This window comes from Rhodanobacter glycinis (assembly GCF_006438785.1).
GTDB classification, from domain to species: Bacteria; Pseudomonadota; Gammaproteobacteria; order Xanthomonadales; family Rhodanobacteraceae; genus Rhodanobacter; species Rhodanobacter glycinis_A.
This window is the reverse complement of sequence record NZ_RCZB01000001.1, coordinates 120,416-139,055: the sequence shown is the minus strand read 5'-3', so window position 1 is coordinate 139,055 and position 18,640 is coordinate 120,416. Positions and strand designations below refer to the sequence as shown.

The 18,640-nt window shown below is 64.2% G+C and carries 18 protein-coding genes; 10 read left to right on the top strand and 8 right to left on the bottom strand.

Going from position 1 to position 18,640, the window contains the following annotated elements:
* Positions 1 to 63: 63 nt before the first annotated feature.
* On the top strand, positions 64 to 450 hold the full coding sequence (locus tag EAH75_RS00665; protein ID WP_140803690.1) for a hypothetical protein: 387 nt from the start codon (positions 64 to 66) through the stop codon (positions 448 to 450).
* Positions 451 to 497: 47 nt separating this feature from the next.
* Here EAH75_RS00665 and EAH75_RS00660 read toward each other — a convergent pair whose 3' ends face one another.
* The 4 genes from EAH75_RS00660 to EAH75_RS00645 all read right to left on the bottom strand — a co-directional run bounded on the left by EAH75_RS00660 (position 498) and on the right by EAH75_RS00645 (position 5,914).
* Entirely contained in the window at positions 498 to 3,422 is a 2,925-nt protein-coding gene (locus EAH75_RS00660) for a ligand-binding sensor domain-containing diguanylate cyclase (RefSeq protein ID WP_140803688.1), read from the bottom strand.
* A 237-nt stretch (positions 3,423 to 3,659) separates the two neighbouring features.
* Positions 3,660 to 4,901, bottom strand: coding sequence for an RNA polymerase sigma factor (locus EAH75_RS00655; RefSeq protein ID WP_241668907.1), 1,242 nt, complete (start codon positions 4,899 to 4,901; stop codon positions 3,660 to 3,662).
* 11 nt (positions 4,902 to 4,912) lie between these two features.
* Positions 4,913 to 5,260, bottom strand: a complete 348-nt coding sequence (locus EAH75_RS00650) for a YciI family protein (protein ID WP_140803684.1) — start codon at positions 5,258 to 5,260, stop codon at positions 4,913 to 4,915.
* 306 nt (positions 5,261 to 5,566) lie between these two features.
* Entirely contained in the window at positions 5,567 to 5,914 is a 348-nt protein-coding gene (locus tag EAH75_RS00645) for a YciI family protein (protein ID WP_140652572.1), read from the bottom strand.
* Between the two features lie 253 nt (positions 5,915 to 6,167).
* Here EAH75_RS00645 and EAH75_RS00640 point away from each other — a divergent pair, with 253 nt between their 5' ends.
* The 3 genes from EAH75_RS00640 (at position 6,168) to EAH75_RS00630 (ending at position 8,775) form a co-directional block, all read left to right on the top strand.
* Entirely contained in the window at positions 6,168 to 6,635 is a 468-nt protein-coding gene (locus EAH75_RS00640; protein ID WP_140803683.1) for a hypothetical protein, read from the top strand.
* 68 nt (positions 6,636 to 6,703) lie between these two features.
* The gene (locus EAH75_RS00635; RefSeq protein ID WP_241668843.1) at positions 6,704 to 8,029 is read left to right on the top strand and encodes an MFS transporter; all 1,326 of its coding nucleotides are present in this window, start codon (positions 6,704 to 6,706) and stop codon (positions 8,027 to 8,029) included.
* A 116-nt stretch (positions 8,030 to 8,145) separates the two neighbouring features.
* Entirely contained in the window at positions 8,146 to 8,775 is a 630-nt protein-coding gene (locus EAH75_RS00630; protein ID WP_140803681.1) for a hypothetical protein, read from the top strand.
* A gap of 95 nt (positions 8,776 to 8,870) precedes the next feature.
* Here the strand turns inward: EAH75_RS00630 and EAH75_RS00625 are convergent, their stop codons facing one another.
* From EAH75_RS00625 to EAH75_RS00615, 3 genes are read right to left on the bottom strand one after another with little or no spacing between them, the layout of a single operon-like run.
* The gene (locus tag EAH75_RS00625) at positions 8,871 to 9,347 is read right to left on the bottom strand and encodes an iron chaperone (RefSeq protein ID WP_140803679.1); all 477 of its coding nucleotides are present in this window, start codon (positions 9,345 to 9,347) and stop codon (positions 8,871 to 8,873) included.
* Between the two features lie 34 nt (positions 9,348 to 9,381).
* Positions 9,382 to 9,792 (bottom strand): VOC family protein, encoded by a 411-nt coding sequence (locus EAH75_RS00620; protein WP_140803677.1) that lies wholly within the window; start codon positions 9,790 to 9,792, stop codon positions 9,382 to 9,384.
* Positions 9,793 to 9,821: 29 nt separating this feature from the next.
* Positions 9,822 to 10,286, bottom strand: coding sequence for a helix-turn-helix transcriptional regulator (locus EAH75_RS00615; protein ID WP_140652559.1), 465 nt, complete (start codon positions 10,284 to 10,286; stop codon positions 9,822 to 9,824).
* A gap of 206 nt (positions 10,287 to 10,492) precedes the next feature.
* On the opposite strand from EAH75_RS00615, the gene EAH75_RS00610 reads away from it, so the two are divergent.
* From EAH75_RS00610 to EAH75_RS00590, 5 genes are all read left to right on the top strand, one after another.
* Positions 10,493 to 12,001 (top strand): hypothetical protein, encoded by a 1,509-nt coding sequence (locus tag EAH75_RS00610; RefSeq protein WP_140803675.1) that lies wholly within the window; start codon positions 10,493 to 10,495, stop codon positions 11,999 to 12,001.
* 216 nt (positions 12,002 to 12,217) lie between these two features.
* Positions 12,218 to 12,754, top strand: coding sequence for a bactofilin family protein (locus EAH75_RS00605; protein WP_428993484.1), 537 nt, complete (start codon positions 12,218 to 12,220; stop codon positions 12,752 to 12,754).
* Entirely contained in the window at positions 12,751 to 13,116 is a 366-nt protein-coding gene (locus EAH75_RS00600) for a hypothetical protein (protein WP_140803671.1), read from the top strand. Before EAH75_RS00605 ends, EAH75_RS00600 begins: the two co-directional genes overlap by 4 nt.
* A gap of 243 nt (positions 13,117 to 13,359) precedes the next feature.
* A complete protein-coding gene (locus tag EAH75_RS00595) occupies positions 13,360 to 14,199 on the top strand; it encodes a hypothetical protein (RefSeq protein WP_140803669.1) in 840 nt (279 codons plus the stop codon).
* Between the two features lie 235 nt (positions 14,200 to 14,434).
* The gene (locus EAH75_RS00590) at positions 14,435 to 16,378 is read left to right on the top strand and encodes a CocE/NonD family hydrolase (protein ID WP_140803667.1); all 1,944 of its coding nucleotides are present in this window, start codon (positions 14,435 to 14,437) and stop codon (positions 16,376 to 16,378) included.
* A 171-nt stretch (positions 16,379 to 16,549) separates the two neighbouring features.
* On the opposite strand, the gene EAH75_RS00585 is transcribed toward EAH75_RS00590, so the two are convergent.
* Positions 16,550 to 17,536: an MBL fold metallo-hydrolase gene (locus EAH75_RS00585; RefSeq protein WP_140803665.1), complete on the bottom strand. Its 987-nt coding sequence runs from the start codon at positions 17,534 to 17,536 to the stop codon at positions 16,550 to 16,552.
* Between the two features lie 128 nt (positions 17,537 to 17,664).
* Between EAH75_RS00585 and EAH75_RS00580 the strand changes: the two genes are divergently transcribed.
* On the top strand, positions 17,665 to 18,594 hold the full coding sequence (locus EAH75_RS00580; protein WP_140803663.1) for a LysR family transcriptional regulator: 930 nt from the start codon (positions 17,665 to 17,667) through the stop codon (positions 18,592 to 18,594).
* The last annotated feature ends 46 nt before the right edge of the window (positions 18,595 to 18,640 follow it).

Below are 18,640 nucleotides of genomic sequence, written 5' to 3'. Positions count from 1 at the left end.
TCACGGTGCCGACCGTGTGCGCACGAGCCACCGGTGGCACCTCACCTCAGCCGGAGCACCTCCATGAATACGACCCGCGCCACCGTCCTCGTCGCCATGTTTGCCGTCGCGCTTGGCAACCTGCTCGTCGTTCCATCGGCGGCCTGCGCCGACGCAGGGCGCAGGCCCGCTCGGCACTTCGATCTGGTGAACGCCACGCTTGATAGTGTCATCGCGCTCGCCATCGCGCCGGCCGACCGTGATGCCTTCCAGGACATCGATCTCGGCCAGCCGCTACAAGGCGGCCTGTCATCAATGACCTTCGACGTCCCCGCTGGAGGATGTCTGCGCGACCTCCGCGTCACCTTCCACGGTGAACGTACCCAGCTCTTTCCACACATCGATGTCTGCCGCAGCAGTGGCCTGCGCCTGACGCTGCACGGCGGCAAACCGAAACATTCCGGAGCATGATCAAACCAAGGCCAGAGTCTGAGGTTTCCCTTTCCTGGTCAGAGCCATCACTCCGCAAGCCCGGGACCACCACCCATGCGATCTCGTCCCTCCGCCTTGGCGCGATACAGGGCCTCGTCCGCACAGCGAAGCAACTGTTCCGGCGAATCCATGGCAGTAGGTACGACGGCGGCGATGCCGATGCTGATCGTCACGTGCGGCGCGGTGTCGGAGCTGCGATGTTCGATCGCCAGCGCACGTACGGCGTTGAGCATGCGTTGCGCAACCACGGCAGCTTCGGCGGCGTCGCATTCGACGAGCAGTACGGCGAATTCTTCGCCGCCGTAGCGTGCGGCGAGATCCGCCGCCTTCGAGCGCAGCACGTTCGTCAGCGCTTCCGCTACGGCGGTCAAAGCGACGTCGCCGGCGAGATGGCCATACGTATCGTTGTAGGCCTTGAATGCATCCACGTCGCACATCAGTACAGCCAGCGGCGAGCCGCTGGCTGCGTGTTCGTCCAGAGCCTCGCGCAGCCGCAGGTTGAAGGCACCGCGGTTCGCGATATGGGTGAGGCCATCGAGTGCGGCGAGACGCTTCAGCTCGGCGTTCGCATTGCGCAGCGCCTCGGTGCGCTGCGCGACCTCGCGGGTCAGCTCGCGCTGGCGCTCATGCAGGCGCCATACGCGCAGTCGGTAGATCGCGGCAAGCAGGCCGATGACGGCCAGCGCGACGAGGGTGCGGAACCACCAGGTGGCGTACCAGCTCGGCACAATCGTGAAGGCCACGCTCGCCCCGTCGGTGTTCCACACGCCGTCGTTGTTGCTGGCGATCGCCCGGAACACGTAGTCGCCGGGCGGAAGGTTGGTGTAGTAGGCGACGCGGCTGGCGCCGGCGTCGATCCAGCCACGGTCGAAGCCCTCGATGCGATAACGGTACTTCACCGCCGCCGGCGCTACATAGCTCATCGCGGCATAGTGCAGTTCGATGCGTTCCACATCGGGGCCGATCCGGCCGACATGGTCCGCGGCCACGTCCTGGCCGTCCACCAGCACGCGCTCGATCGCGACCGGCGGACTCATCCGGTTCACGCGCTCGTGTTTCGGATCGACGATGACCACACCGTTGGCCGTGCCGAACCACATCCGCCCGTCGCGCGTGCGCCACGCCGGCGTTTGCGAGGCGCCATTGGCCTGCTGCGACAGCATGCCGTCATGCTTGCCGTACCAGTGGGGTTCTATCTGCTTCACCGAACCGCGGTCGAGCGCATCGATGTCGGCCCGCGCGAGTCGCGCGATGCCACGGTTCGAGCTCACCCAGAAGTAGCCCGCGTCGTCATCGAGCACGGCGAACACCGTGTCGCCGTAGAAACCCGCCCGCTCGGTGAAGGCCTGCACCGCCTGCCCGCGAATGCGCATGAGGCCCTGACTGGTGCCGAGCCACAGATCGCCATTGGGTTCGGGATGAAACGCGAACACGCTGATGCCCGGCAGGCCATCGGTGCCGCAACGGTCGACCACCCCATCGTGCAGGCAGCGCAAGCCGCTGCGCTCACCGATCCACAGACGCCCGGCTGGATCTTCATACAGCGCACGCGTGTCGTCGCCGTGCGTACCCGGAACCACGCTGACCTTGTCGTCGACTTTATCGCGGGTGATTTTCGCCACACCCTGCAATGTGCCTACCCACATGCCTCCATCGCGACCCGGCGCAAATGCAAACACGATGGTGCCCGGCAGGCCATTGCCGGTACCGAAGTTGCGCACCGTGCCATTGGGTGCGATACGGCTCAATCCATCGGTCGACCCCACCCAGAGGTTGTCGGCCGCGTCGGACTGGATCGCGCGCACAAGAAGACTCGGCAGCTTCGCGTTGATCGCCTTCGCCGGCACCAGCACCTGGTTCTCGTAACGCGCCAGCCCCGCGCCATCGGTGCCGATCCAGAGCGTGCCTGCGCGATCCTGGTAGACAGCACGCACCGCATTGGAATCCATTTTCCCGGTGACGGTGATGAGCTTCGAGTCGCTGAAACGATGGATGCCGCTGGAGGTGGTGCCCAGCCAGAGGTTGCCTTCGTGATCCTCGAACATCGAGCGGACGGTCTCGCCGACCATGCCGCTCAGCGTGTCGTCGCAATCGAAGCGTGCGGCGGTCAGGCGGCAGATACCCATGCCGAGTGGCGCGAACCACATGTTGCCGTCGCGGTCGCCGAACAGGGAATAGATGCGTTTCCCGTCCAGCGCGGCCGCGCGCGGGTCGCGCTCGAAGCCACCATCGCGGTAGCGCACCGGGCCAGCCTGCGTGCCCGCCCATACCGTTCCGACATGATCGATCGCGAGGCTGTGGACGGCATTGCTCGGCAGGCCGCGCCGGGTGTCGAACGTCTCGACGTGGCCGTTGAGCCAGTGCACGACACCGGCACCATCCGTGGCAATCCACACCCCGCCCGCCGCATCGGCCACGATCGAATGATAGAACCCGCGCGGCGGAAACCCGCTTTCCTCGCCGAGCAGACGAATGCCCTTCACGCCCATCCGCGCGACGCCGGCGTTGGTGGTCAGCCAGAGCGCGCCGCTCTGGTCCTCCACGATGCCGAACACACTCCTGATGTTCGCCGGCAGCGCCACCGACTCCAGCTCGCGCCCGCGCATGCGGTAGAGCCCGTCGTTCAACGTGCCGACCCACAACGTGCCATCGCGATCGACATAGACCGCGGTGATCGCCGTGCTCTTCAGCACCGGCGCCACGCGCGGGTCGATGGTGTCGAACTCCGCACCGCTGTGATGAACCAGCCCGCCGTACGTCGCCAGCCAGATCGAGCCGTCCTTGCGCTGCGCGATGGACAACACCGTGCCCTGCGGCAGCTGGTTCTCGTACCAGACGTGGGTCAGCTGCCCGATCGCGCGGTCAGGATCGAGCGCGCTTGCCGGTGTAAACGCCAGCAGGCCGCACACCACCAGGACGAGCGAAGCCCATCCTCCGACACGACGATTCATGCGCAATCCAACCGCTCCCCCCGCGATCCGGCTTCCATCCCGGCACCGTGCCATTCAGCAACGCGCCCGTCAGCCGTCGGTCCGAAAGACCGATGCACGAACTATGGCATATCCCGCTGAGGCTGGCGGCAAAACAGACCCGTGATCAAGGCGCAGCTCCCTGCCTGACCGCAGTTGACAGACCACCTGGCTCGCCGCCGGCACCATGGCAGTCACGCCTGTTGTGCAGCGGCGAACTCAGCGTGGCAATACGGCCTGACGTCCCTGCAGGAAACGCCGGACGGCGGGGTCGCTGGCGAGGCCGATCGCAATGTCGAAGGCAGCGCGAGCCTCGGCGTAGGCAGCGGTTCTTGCCAGCAATGCCGCGCGCGCTGCCCAGTAGGGTTGGTATTCGACGAGCCGGCCGTCGGCAGCGAGCGCATCCACGATCTCGAGTGCGGCGCACGGGCCTTGCAGTTCCGCGATGGCCAGCGCGCGGTTGAGGGCGACCACTGGCGAACCGGAGAGTGCGAGCAGCGCGTCGTAAATCTGCACCTCGGGGGTCCAGTCGGTGCGCCCGCTGCGGCGGCGCTCGACATGCGCGGACTGCAGCGCCGCTTCGAGCTGATAGCGGCCGATGTGGCCCAGAGCGCTCGCACGCAGCAGCAGCGCTTCGGCCTCGTCGATCATGACTGCATCCCACAGCGCGGCATCCTGCTCGGCCAGCGGCACGTAGTCGCCATCCGCATTGCGGCGCGCGCGACGGCGTGCCTCCGCATGCAGCATGCAGGCCAGCAGACCCAACGCTTCCGGTTCCTGCGGCAGCAGCCCGGCGACCAGGCCGGCGAGAAACAGCGCTTCCGCGGTGAGATCGCGCCGGATCACATCGGTGCCGCCCGGATCGCTCCAGCCTTCCGCAAACGCGGCGTAAATTGCATCCAGCACGCCGTCCAGCCGTCCGGCCAGCTCGTTGCATGCGGGGATGGCAAACCGGATGCCGGCCTCGCGGATCTTCTGCTTCGCGCGCCCGAGGCGTTTGCCCATGGCGCCCGGTGACGCGAGAAACGCCGACGCGATGGTCTTCGCATCCAGCCCGAGCACGGCCTGCAACATCAGCGGTGCGCGGATGCCGGCATCGATGGCCGGATGCGCGCAGGCGAACAGCAGAGCCAGGCGCTGATCCGGAATGGCCGCGTCATCCATCACCGTCGATGTGGCCGCGTCGAGCTCCGCCAGTATCTGCAACTGCACGGCCGCTGCTTCGCCGCTGCGGCGGCGTCGGATGCCATCGATCCCTTTGCGCCGGGCCACGGTCAGCAACCACGCTTCCGGATTCGCAGGACAGCCGTTGAGCGGCCAGTCCGCCAGCGCCGCTGCAAACGCTTCCGACAGTGCATCTTCGGCCGCCGCCACATCACGCATGGCAGCAGCCAGAAAGGCCACCAGCTTGCCGTAGCTGCGACGCGCGACGGCGTCTGCGGTACTGCGCGCCTGCGCCACGCCATCCAAGCCTACATGCTCCAGACCGGCCGCACTTCGACCGTGCCATGGCTCGCACCGGGATGGCGTACCGTCCACGCGAGCGCCGCATCCAGGTCAGGCACGTCGATCAGGTAGTAGCCGGCCAACTGCTCCTTGGAGTCCACATAGGGGCCATCCAGTACCTGCGATTTGCCGTCCGCCACATGCACGGTAGTCGCAGTCGTGCTGTATTGCAGGCGGTTTCCCCCGACCAGTACACCCGCCGTCGTCAGCGCCTGCGTATACGCCCCATAGGCCGCGGCGCCCTGCTCCTTTTCGGCCGGCGTCATCTGTGACCAGACGTTCTCGTTCGCATACAGCATCAACAGGTATTGCATCGGGACTCTCCAAAAGATGAGTGATTGGCGGGCAGCGTGCGCCACCATTCCCATGACGCGGGAGGTTCGGCGATTTGGACAGGGTCGATCTTATCGGGGATCGACCCAGCCAAACCGACGGGTCCTCTTGTCTCCACATGGTGCCGACGCTCTGCCACGGAGTCGCGAAAGTCGCCGGCATCTGGAGCGCCAGCGAGCCATGCTCGCCGCATCCTCCATGATCCCCGCGCACGACGTCAGTGCAAGCTGCATGGCGGCCTTATCCCGGGAGCCGGCCTGATTTCAGGAATTGTTCCTGATACCTTTTCACATGCTCCAGATGGGCCGCACTTCGATCGTGCCATGGCTCGCACCGGGACAGCGCGCCGTCCACGCAAGCGCTGCATCCAGGTCAGGCACATCGATCAGGTAGTAGCCGGCCAACTGCTCCTTGGAGTCCACAAAGGGGCCATCCAGTACCTGCGATTTGCCATCCGTCACATGCACGGTGGTGGCGGTCGTGCTGTTTTGCAGACGATTCGAGCCAACCAGCACACCCGCCGTCTTCAGCGCCTGCGTATACGCCCCGTAGGCTGCGACGCCCTGCTCCTGTTCGGCCGGTGTCATCTGCGACCAGCCGTTCTCGTTCGAATACAGCATCAACAGGTATTGCATCGGGATTCTCCACAATGAGTGATCGGCGGGCAGTGTGCGCCGCCTTTCCCATGACGCGCGAAGTCCGGCGATTTGGACAGGGCCGATCTTATCGGGGATCGACCGGGCCAACCGACCACCGAACTTTTGTTCCCTGCACGGTGCCGACGCTCTCCGCGACTTCTCACAGCTAGACTGTTTCTACTCGCGACGAGGTTTCGCCGGGGTACGGGCGGTGCGGGATTTTCCACAATCGTGCTGGGGGTTGGGTGTCATGGTCATGCCGTTGTCGTGGAAAATCGGGGCCGGAGTGGCGGGTTTGATCGTCGCCGTGTTTGCCTGGAACGGACTTTCCCAGTACCTCGCGGCCCGCCACGCCGAAGAGATCACGCGCGATTCCGCTCGCGTCGCCGAACTGGATGCGCAGCAGGCCAGAGCCCATGCACAGCAATACCAGGCACAACTCGCAGTCAATCTGAAACAGCGGCGTGAGGACTTGTCCAACACCTATCAAGAGGTGAACGAGCAGGCTCGGCAGTATCAGGCGAAGCAGGCCGTACGCCTGGACAGGCAACGACAGGAAGAGCTTCGCGTAAAGGCAAGTTACCGGCTGGACCGAAACCAGAAGTGCGTCGGCGGCATCGTCATCAACCGCAGCGGTTCGAGCTTCACGCAAGCTGTCGGCAAGGATGGCGCGCCGGTCCCATGCAAGGGTGACACGGCGACACAGCCGCTGCGCTGATCCTGCAGCGCCATCACCGCGGCTGCGTCAGGTATTGTCATCGGCACCTACCCGCTTCCGGCAACGGCATGACCCCGACCGTAACGCACAGCGCCCCCGAAATTTCGCGTGCCTCCATGGTGGTCGCGGCGTTGTCGACGGTGGTGGAGTGGTACGACTTCACGCTCTACCTGTATTTCGCCACGGTGCTGTCGCGGGTGTTTTTCGGCGGCGGCGACAACTCGTTGCTGACCACGCTCGCCGGGTTCGCCATTTCCTACGCCATGCGACCACTGGGTGCGATGGTGTTCGGCCATATCGGCGACCGCATCGGGCGGCAGCGCACGCTGGTGCTGTCAATGATGCTGATGACGCTGGCGATGCTGACGACGGCGTTGCTGCCTGACTATGCCGCGATCGGGCCTGCGGCGGGCGCGCTGCTGTTGCTGCTGCGCTGTTTCATGGCGTTCTCGGTCGGCGGCGAATATACGGGCGTGGTCGCCTACCTGCTGGAAGGCACGCGCGAGGACCGGCGCGGCTTGATCACCTCGCTGGCCTCCGCCGCCAGCGAGGTCGGCGCACTATTCGCCGTGGCGATCTCCGCCCTGGTAGTCGCCGCGATGAGCACCGCTCATCTCGACGCCTGGGGCTGGCGCATTCCGTTCCTGGTGGGCGCGGCGCTGGCCGGCTGCGTGTGGATCGCGCGATCCACCATGGACGAATCGCCGGATTTCCTGCGCCAGGTGCAGGAGAGCAGCGTGCCCGATTCCCCGCTCCGCCACACGATCGCCCATCACCGACCCGCGCTGCTGCGCACCTTCGCCATCTCGGCACTTGGCTCGATCACCTATTACGTCGGCATCACTTATGTGCCGGCGTTCCTGAGCTCGTCGGGCATCCTCGCCGAAGGCCGTTCGCTCTGGCTATCGACCCTTGCCGCGGTGGCGGTCATCCTGGTCACGCCATTGACGGGTGCACTCTCCGACCGGGTCGGACGCAAGCCGGTGCTGATCTGGCTGGGCGTCGCCGGCATGCTGCTGCCGTTGTCGATGTTCGGCCTGATGGCCGGCGGCGGCGAGCTGCACATCGCTGCCGGTGCGATCGTGCTGGCCTGTCTCGCCGGTAGCGTAAGTGCGGTAGGCGCCCCGGCGACCGCCGAGCAGTTTCCCGGCGAAGGCCGACTCAGCGGCCTGGCACTGGGCGTGACGATGGCAACCGCCATCTTCGGCGGCCTGACCCCCTTCCTCGCCGAACTTTTCATCCGGATGACCGGATGGACCGCCCTGCCCGGCGCGATGATCGCCGTCGTCGCCTTGGCCGTGATGCCCGTCTTGCTGACCATGCCGGAGACGCAGCCGCGCCTGGTCAGAGCCCATGCTCGAGGGCGGCCCGCAAAGGATGACGGCGAGATTTGATCGGCGCGGATGGGCTCCCACCCTCTGTCCCCCATCGCCATGGCTGCATCAGGATTTGTCCCTCGCACTCTTTTCGCTGATCGAGCCGCGTGGCAAGATGCTGGCTGCATCGAGGCTTGAAGCATCAGGCCGCAGTGGTGATCGCGAGCTATCCCGTACAACCTGAAACGGACGCCACGCCCTTGGACATTCGCGAACATTCCATCGGCTTGATCTCGGTCATCATCGGTCTGGGCCTGGCCAAGCTGTTCAGCGGATTCAACCGGCTGATGCGCCGACGGCAGGAGATCCGCTGGAACGCCCTGCCGCTGGCGTGGGCGCTTATCGCCCTGCTGCTGGTCAACAACTACTGGTGGGGGTTGTACCTGGGCGAGGTCACGGAAACGGCCGCATCCAATGCCGACACCTTTCTGCTCGGCCTCGTCCTGCCCATCCTGCTGTATCTGATCTGCGCCGCCGCGTTGCCCGATGTGCATGCCTTGCGTGGGCGCAACCTGCTTGCCGCCTACTTTGTAGAGAGCCGCTACTTTTTCATCCTCATCGTGCTCTACATTCTGGCGACCGCGCTTGACACGGTCGTGCATGCCGGCGCCTTCCACTGGAACAAGAACATGTGGCTGCGCCTGGTCATCATCGGCACCTGCACTCCGTTGATCTGGATACGCCGCCCTTGGCTCCACTGGTGCGCTACCATCGTGGTGATGGCGATCATTGCGTACGCATTGTTCCAGATGACGCTGCGTTAGCCGATGCGAAACCGGGTTGGGCATGGCACCGGGGAATGTGCCTGTGCGGCCGTCGCGCTTCGCGGAGCAACCACGCCCCGGCCGGGATCGTTCCCTCAGCCCACCGCCTGTTTCACCAGCGCGGCGATCCGCTTCTCCACCTCGGCGTTCAGGGCCTTGAGCGCGAATGTGGTCGGCCACATGGCGCCGTCGTCGAGCCTGGCCTTGTCATTGAAGCCGAAGGTGGCGTACCTGTCTTTGAATTTCTGTGCGCCCTTGAAGAAACAGACGACCTTATCGTCCAAGGCGTACGCCGGCATGCCGTACCAAGTCTTTGGCATCAACGCCGGCGCGCTGGCCTTGACGACGGCGTGCAGCCGCATCGCCATGCCGCGGTCGGGCTCCTGCATCGCGGCGATCGCCGCCAGCAGCTCACGCTCCCCTTCCTCCCGGCTCCTGTTCGCACGCGTCTCCGCTTTCAGCTCCTGGGCGCGGGCCTGCATCGCGGCCCGCTCCGCAGCCGTGAATGTCTCGGCACTCTTCGCGACCGCCGTGACGGACTTGCGTGGGGCCTTCTTTGCAACCGGGCTCATAGGAAACTCCTCACATGGATTCGCATCGAAAATCTCAGCGCCGCTCCTGCACACGCAGCAGGTTGCCCGCGGGATCGCGGACGGCGCAATCGCGAACACCGTACGGCTGCTGGGTCGGCTGCTCGACGATCTCGGCGCCGCTGGCCTGTATCCGCTCGAAGGCGGTGTCGAGGTCTTTGGTGGCCAGCAGCATGATGGCGTAGGTGCCCTTGGCCATCATCTCGGCGATGGTGTGCTTCTCGTCGTCGGTGACGCCCGGGCTGGCGGCCGGCGGATACAGCACGATGGACGTGCCGGGCTGGTCGGGCGGCCCGACCGTGATCCAGCGCATCCCGTTGTAGCCGACGTCGTTGCGCACCTCGAAGCCGAGCGTGTCGCGATAGAACGCCAGCGAGGCGTCCGGATCGGTTTGCGGAAGAAAGCTCGCGTGAATGTTGATGTCCATGGCAGTCCTGCTCGATATGGAAGGAGCCGTCATGCTAGATCCGACTCGGGGGCCGGCGCTTCTCCATTCCTGATCGGTTGCGTCCTGACTGGTCGCGTCACCTGTCGCGCCACGCAGGACGGCATGCCCGCAGTCGCACGCGCCGCCTCGCGCCGATAGACGCTGGGCGGCACCCCGGCCAGCTCGGTGAAGCGCGTGCTGAACGTGCCCAGCGATGCGCAGCCCACCGCGAAGCAGATCTCGGTGACGCTGAGGTCGCCACGACGCAGCATCGCCATCGCGCGCTCGATGCGCCGGGTCATCAGATAGCTGTATGGCGACTCGCCGAAGGCGAGCTTGAACTGGCGACTGAGGTGTCCGGCCGACATGTGCACGCCGCAGGCGAGCGTTTCGACGTTCAGCGGCTGCGCGTATTCCCGATCGATCCGGTCGCGAACGCGGCGCAGCCGCGCGAGGTCACGCAGGTGCTGTGCTGCGGCGGGGCGGCTGTTCATCTGCACGATCGTCCCACGCGGTGCCGGAGTGCTCAAGCCCGTTGAGCAACGGGCAAGTTTGTCGGAATTTTTCCTTTTTCTCAGCACCATCCGTCCCCTTTCAGACAACACCCCATGCGCCCGTAACTAGCTTCAGTCGGACATATTGCCTGCACTTTCTGAAACAGGCACGCTTGCCCACAGCTGACGGATGCAGGGGAAAGACATTGAAGAAGCTATACCTTATCGGCGTGCTGCTGATCGTTGCGAGTGCAGCACAGGCGTCGATCAGCCCTGCGCCGATGCAGCCTGCACCCACCGATCCGGTCATGGTCGTTCGCGAAAAACTGCAGCAGGGTTTCGATGATGCCAAGAGCAGTGATTTCGACGGCGCCGAGGTCGCATTCGACAAGGCTATCCATGCAAAGGCCTTTGCCGAGCTCCCGGAGGACCTTCGCTACCAGTCACTGATGGTGGCTGGCCTCGTCGCGAAAGAAAACAAGAAGAACGAGGTCGCGCATGGCCTGCTAGTGCAGGCCAGCACCTACGATGCAGCTGACGCGACGATCTGGTCGAACCGGCTGATCACCGCGTATGCGATACGTGACAATCGCGATGCCGCCCATTGCACTGCCATCCTGGCGAGCCGCTGGCCGAAGGCGATGGGCGAGATCCGCAGCGAGGCGATCTATGCCCTTCAGCGCGGACTGGTGGAATCGAACGACCACACTGCGGACTTCGAAATGCTGGACGCACTTTTCGATGCATCCTGGACCGACGAGGACGGAGATCCCGACACCTTGTGGCAGGAGCTGACGCGTCTCTTGCTCGAAAAAGGTAACGTCACCAAGGCCGCTGCCGTAGCCCTGCACATACGCTCGGCCGAAGTGGCACTGAGCATGCGTGTGGACAAACGGTTTGATGTCATTACCCAGAGAAACCCCGAAGCTTTCGATGTCGATCGTCTTGCAGCGGCGGAGATCACAGCGGCTGAAGCACGAGTCAAGGCAACGCCGGACCGGCTTGGCCCACTGCTTCACCTGCAACGGCTGTTGATGCTCACACGACAGGACAAGCAAGCCCTCGCCGTCACTGACGGTGTCGTCGCTGCAGCTGCCGCGGGTGAAGGTAGCAAGCGCTACAAGGATTTCGACGAGAAATACGTCTGGCTACTCAACGACCGCTCACGTGTGCTGGGTCGTCTCGGGCAATGGGACGAGGCAGCCAGACAGATGGCGAAGGCGGCGCGTCGCCCGGAAGATGGCGCCATGAACGTCAGCCAGGCCATCAATCTGGGCGGCCTATACGCGAACCTCCGCCAGCCGGACAAGGCGCTCGATGCCATCTCGGAAATAGGCAACATGAGCGACTTCGGGCGCATGCAACTTGAAAGCGTGAAGCTGCGGATCGCTATCGACCAAAAAGACACTGCCGGCATCGATACGCACATGGCCTACCTGCGCAAGCATCACGACATTGCCATCGGAACGTGGCAGAACGCGCTGCTGCTGCATGGCGATTTCGACGAAGCGGCGAAGTTGCTGATCGATCGATTGCGCGACCCGAAATGGCGCAATGATGCGATCGTCGGGATGCAAAAGTACGCCGATGTGCAGGAGTCGCCGGGGGCGAAGGACTTGAACGAGCGCCGGGATATGATCGTGGCGCGACCGGAAGTGCAGGCCGCGCTTCTGAAAGTCGGCAGAATCGAGCACTTCCATGTGACGTCCGACTGACAAGAATGGAAGGGTGGTGTCTGAGACAGTTGAGCCGATCAGGTGGCCGCCTCCGACACCTTCCACTTCAAAGCGGATCAAAACTCCTTCCTGTAGCAAATGGCTAACGGGACGTGAACGTGACTCCGTTTTTGCACAGGCAAGTGAACCTGACCCCGTTTTACGTGCCGTTTGGGGGGTAGGCTGACCCTCCGTCTGACCGAAATGGAGTCCCCCATGGCCCTGTGGAAAGAAACCAGCAAGACCTCCGCCACCGAAACGCCCGAAGCCACGGACCTGGCTCGCCCCGGCATCACGGAGACCAAGCCCGAAGCACAGACGCCGGTGCAGCCCGCATTCCGTCCCACGCCCACGCCCACACTCGCGCCGGGCAAACCCAAGACCGAATCGCTGATCGCGCCCGATATCACCATCGAGGGCAAGATCGAAGGTGAGGGTCATGTGCGCATCGCCGGCAACTTCAAGGGCGACGTCAACGTGCGCGGCGACCTCACCATCGAGCCCGGCGCCAGGGTGACCGGCAGCGTGCGTGCCGAGAAGGTCACCATCGCGGGCGAACTGATCGGCAACATCGAATCCGCGGCGCACGTGGAATTGCAGCAAAGCGGCGCGCTGACCGGCGACCTGAAGGCAGGATCGCTCAGCGTGGCGGCAGGTTCGCGCATGCGCGGCCAGGCCGAGTTCGGTTGGGACGATGCGAAGGACGGCAACAGCGCGCACAAGACCCACGGACTCGGCGGCACCGCTCCGTGAGCAACCCACACCCAGGCACAGCCGGAGCGACACGCACCTGTCCGCACTGCCGGGAGACGATCCTGGAAAGTGCGGTCGTGTGCCCCGCCTGCCGCCACAAGCTCCACTTCACCGATGCGACCAGCACGACCGCAACACCAGCGTCCGTACCGCTGCGCGTGGAAGGCAGCTTTCGCAACCCCGTCGACAGCGGTGCGTGGGAATACTCGATGGTGCTGACCATCCGCGACGAACGCGGCGAGGAGATCGCGCGCAAGCTGGTTGGCGTCGGTGCCATGCGACCGGACGAACAACGCACCTTCACCTTGAGCGTCGAGATGAACCCTGCCGTCGCGGGCGGCAAGCGCAGTACATGGCATTGATGCGCGCATCGCGCTCTTAAGCTGCGTACTCGGGATCAGAGACATTCAGCCCGCGAGGAATTGTCTCTGGCCCCTTTAGTTTCTGGCTCTCCCGGAATTCGAGTGCGCCTGGATGGCCATGGCCACTACCCGTTATGCTCGGCCTGCGCGGCGCGGGGGCGCCGATCATCGGGGAAGCAACACATGACCACACGATCCAGGGGACCGTCGGCTGGCTTTGGCTGGCTGACGAACGGCATCAGCGTGGGCTTTCGTCATCCGAAGCCGTTGTTCGGAGGAGCAGCCTTTCTGGTGGTGGCGTGCCTGCTGCCGTCGCTGATCACGATGCCGATGCAATTCCACGCAATGAGCGCGGGCACGCCGCCGAGCATGGCAACCTCCGCTTTGATCATGGCCATCTCCGTGTTGTTCGGACTGCTGATCATTCCGCTCTACGCGGGCTATCTGCAGCTGGTCGATGCAGCCGAACGGGAGCAGCCGGTCCGTGCACTCGACATCTTCAATCCCTATCGACAAGGCGAGGCATGGCGGCTGATCGGGCTCGGGCTGGCGAACTTTGTGGTCTACATCGCCGGGATCGCAATCATCATCGTGGCGACGGGAGCCGGGATCGCCAGTTGGTACATGCAAGCGCTGGCTGCACAGGTCAACCACCAGCCGCCACCGGCGCTGCCCGGCGGCTTCTGGATCGCCGTGGCGCTTCTCATGGCATTCGGCCTGTTGATGATGGGTTTCTATGCGATCAGCCTCGGCCAGGTCGCGCTGAACCGGCGCAACGTGTTCGGCGCCATCGGCGACGGCGTCACCGGCGCGCTGAAGAACGTGTTGCCGCTGCTCCTGTTCGCGCTGAGTTCCATCCTTGTCTCGATCGTCGTGGCCATCGTCTTTGCGATCGTGATCATGCTGCTCGCCCTGCTGGCCAAGCTCATCAGCTCCTGGCTCGTGCTCGCGGTAATCGTCCCGTTTTATATCGCCATGATTCTGGTGATGTTCACCGTGATGTTCGGGGTGATGTATCACCTGTGGCGTGATGTGTGTGGCGACGACACCGTGTCTGACATGGCGCCGGCAATCGCCGCCTGATCTGCGCCATCCATTCCCATGCGAAGGCGGCCACGGCCGCCTTCGCTATTTGCGCCCGAAGCGCAAATGTTTCTGAATACTCATGTCGCCACCTCCTGCGCATGGCGGTACGTTGGAACTACCACGCTTTCGCCTTCGCACCCGCCTTGCAAAATCCTTGTGACCGCTCTCATAGTCACAGGGTGCAACCGCGACAGGTTGCGGACGCGACCACCATCACGAGGACGCTCTGGACATGAAGAAAACCGCTCTGGGCTCGGCACTCGTTTCGCTTGCCTGCCTTTTATCAGCCGCCGCGTTCGCGATGCCCCCGACGGGCCAGGATTCGGCGAAGGTCACGCCCGACATGATCCAGACCGGGTCCGACATCCCGACCGACTGGAAACAGCCGCAAGGCAACTTCGACTACATCAAGCGCGACGTGATGATCCCGATGCGCGACGGCGTGAAGCTGCACACCGTGATCCTGATCCCGAAGAACGCGCATGGCCTGCCGATGCTGCTCGAGCGCACGCCGTACAACGCCAGCAACATGGCGCCCGGCAAAAGTCCGCACATGGCCGACGCGGTGTGGTCGGGCGACAAGGACTGGGCCGACGGCAGCACCATCCTGGTCTGGCAGGACATCCGCGGCAAATACAAATCGGAAGGCAAGTACATCATGACGCGCCCGCCGATGGGGCCGCTGAACCCGACCAAGACCGACGACACCACCGATGCCTGGGACACGATCGACTGGTTGGTGAAGAACACAAAGGAATCGAACGGCAACGTCGGCATGATCGGCTCGTCCTACGACGGCTGGACGGTCGCCATGGCCCTGCTCCACCCGCATCCCGCGCTGAAGGCCGCCGCGCCGGAAAGCCCGATGATCGACGGCTGGATGGGAGACGACTGGTACCACTACGGCGCCCTGCGCCAGATGAACCTCGACTACTTCAGCGGCCAGATGAGCAAGAAGGGCGAGGGCGAGAACATCCCGCGCGAGAACCAGGACGACTACACCAATTTCCTCGAAGCGGGCCCGGCCGGCGCCTATGCCGAGGCCAACGGCTTCAAGCAGCTGCCCTGGTGGAACCGCTTCGCTGCGCACCCCGCCTACGACGCCTTCTGGCAGCTGCAGGCGCTCGACACGCTGCTCGTCGCGCATCCCTCCAACGTGCCCACGATGTGGCTGCAAGGCCTGTGGGACCAGGAGGACATCTACGGCGCCGTGCATGCCTGGGAAGCACTCAAGAAAGCCGGACACGGCGCCAACAATCACCTGGTGATGGGCCCGTGGTGGCACAGCCAGATCAATCGCGACGGCTGGAACATGGGCCCGCTCAAGTGGCCGGGCGACACCACCGCGCAATTCCGCCAGAACGTGATGATTCCATGGTTCAACCACTACCTGCGCGGCACGCCGCTGCCCAAGCCATTGCCCGAGGCGATGATCTACAACCCGGTCGAACAGCACTGGGACAACTTCACGAACTGGAAGGTGGCGAGTGACCAGCAGCTCACCCCGCTCTACCTGCAGTCGGACATGGGCCTCGGCTTCGAGCAGCCGACCGACGGCAGCGACAGCTACGTCTCCGACCCGGCCAAGCCGGTGCCTTATCTGCCGCGCCCGATTCCGCAGAAGAACGACCGCTGGCGCACCTGGCTGGTGCAGGACCAGCGCTTCGCCGAAACCCGGCCCGACGTCCTCAGCTACACCACACCGGTGCTGAGCAAGACCGTGCGCGTCCAGGGCGCACCGATCGCCGACCTCTTCGCCAGCACCACCGGTACCGACGGCGACTTCGTGGTCAAGTTGATCGACGTCTACCCCGGCACCGATCCCACCGATCCCACGATGGGCGGCTACGAGCTGCCGGTCTCGCTCGATATCTTTCGCGGGCGCTATCGCAAGAGTTTTGCCGATCCCTCGGCGATTCCGGCGAACGAGGTGCAGGAATACAAGTTCCGCCTGCCCACGGTGAACTACGAGTTCAAGCCCGGCCACCGGATCATGATGCAGATCCAGTCCAGCCTGTTCCCGCTTTACGACCGCAACCCGCAGACCTGGGTGCCCAATATCCTCTTCGCCAAGCTATCCGACTACCGCAAGGCGACGGTGACGATCGAGCATGGGGCCGATGGAAAAAGCGCTGTGTTGTTGCCGGTGGTGTCGGGCGCGACTAACAGCGACTGAGCCGGGTCGTCTCTGCTCCTGCCGCTGCGACCGTGCCAGTGGGCAGCGAACCCGGCTTTCCACGTCGCACCAGCAGACAGGTGCCCGGCGATCGCCGGGCACGTCCCTTCTCTTTACTGCGAGATCCGGCGGGGCTGAATCGAATCCATGGCCCCGACGCACCCTCGAAGCTCAATGCGGCTTCGGCTGCCCGGCACGCATCCGGGTGAAGTCGGCCGGCACCCACTGATAGGTCTTCCCGGTGGCACGCAGATGGCCGATGCCCGGGAACGGGAGGTGCGCCCCGGCAACGAATGTGCGTTCCCTGGCTGCCTGGTTGAAAACCTTGATACGCGAGGCTGCTGCCTCCGCAGGATCGGTGTCGAAGGCGATGGTCACGTTCGGATGATCGAGCTGGACCGCCGGAACGTGGATCAGGTCACCCATCAGCAGCAACTTCTTTCCCGCGCTTTCGATCATGTACGACGTGTGCCCAATCGTGTGCCCGAAACTGGGGTATGACCTGACGCCGGGAACCAGCTCGACACTGCCGTCGAACGGGCTGAATTTGCCGGCCTGCACATAGGGGTTGACCGAGGCCATGGCGCCCTGGAAAAAGCCTTTGGACGCATCCGGTGCGCTGTCCAGGTTTTTCTGGCTGAGCCAATAGGCGGCTTCGTGCTGTTCGGCGTGAACGATCGCATTCGGAAACTGGATCACGCGGTTCGCCGACAAGCCGCCCACGTGGTCGGGGTGCATGTGGGTCAGGAAAATGTCATCGACCTGTTCGGGCTTGTAGCCCGACGCCTTCAGGTTGCCCATCAACTTTCCGAGCGTCGGGCCAAACAGATCGCCGGCACCCACGTCGACCAGCACCAGGCGCTTTCCGGTATTGATGAGATAGGCGTTATCCGAGATCTGCAGCGGCGTTTTCAGGAACGCCTTGTCCAGTGCGGCAATGGTTTTTCCGGCCGGTTCCTGCAGCAGTTGCTCGACCGGCAGATCCATCGTGCCATCGTTGAGCGCGGTGACTTCGAAGTTGCCGAGCATGAATCGGTAATAGCCCGGTGCGGCGGTCCCGGCCATCGGGGCAGCGGCGATGGCGGGCAAGGCGACGAGACCGAAGACCGTCGCGACGGTCGCGATGCGGATGGCTTTGTTGAGGATGTTCGATGACATGGATTTTCCTTGAGTGACGTTGGCGGATGACGAAACGGTGCTGCAGAGCGATGGTGAAAGATTGCGAACATCACAACAATGGAGTAACAAGCAACATCATTTTGCGTTTTACGCAAAGGTACGAAACGATGCTCGATGCGATCAGAACCTTCATCGAAGTGGCAACGGAGCGCAGCTTCACGACCGTGGCGAAGCGCCGCGATGTAGCGGTGTCTTCCGTGGCCCGCAAGATCGACACGCTCGAGGCCGAGCTGGGCGTGAAGCTGTTTGCCCGGAGTTCGCGGTCGCTCGTGCTGACCGACGCCGGCGAGCAATTCCTTCCGCGCGCCCGCCATATCGTGTCCGAGATGGACGACGCCAGGCACGACCTGGCGGATCTGCACGCAGATCCCCGCGGCCTGTTGACCATCACCGCGCCGGAAGCCTTCGGGCGGCGGCATGTCGTTCCCGCCATCGCCAGTTTCTTGAAGCGCTACCCGCTGATCGAAATCGACTTGCATCTCAGCGACCAACGCGTGGACTTGATGGCGCAGCGCGTCGATGTCGCGATCCGTATTGGCCTGCTGCCGGACAGCGACCTGGTCGCCACGCGGCTGGCGCCGTCGAGAAGGCTGGCCTGCGCCAGTCCCGACTATCTGGCGCGCTGTGGTCGCCCCGCAACACCCGCGCAACTGGTGCACCACAATTGCCTCACGCTCGCGTCGACTTCATCGCCGGGATGGTGGTGCTTTGCAGGCGTCCATCGCGGTGCCGCCCTTCCCGTCCGCGGCACGCTGCGATCGGACGACACCGAGGCGCTGCTGCAAGCCGCCGTCGCCGGTATCGGCATCGTCCATCTCGCCAGCTGGCTGGTCGGCGATTTCATCCGGGAGGGGAAACTGGTGTCCCTGTTTCCCCGAATACCCGCACCGCCCAAATTCTCCGACTCAGCGATTCATGCCGTCCGCATGCCGGGCCGCTCGCACACGGTGAAGGCACCGCTCTTCATCTCCCACCTCAAAAGCTGCTTCGACGATCCGCCGTATTGGGATCGTGCCCGGGGCAGGAAAACGAAATGAGCCGCCGCTGGCTTTGTTTCGGGCAGCAAGGTGGCCGGCGGGAAAT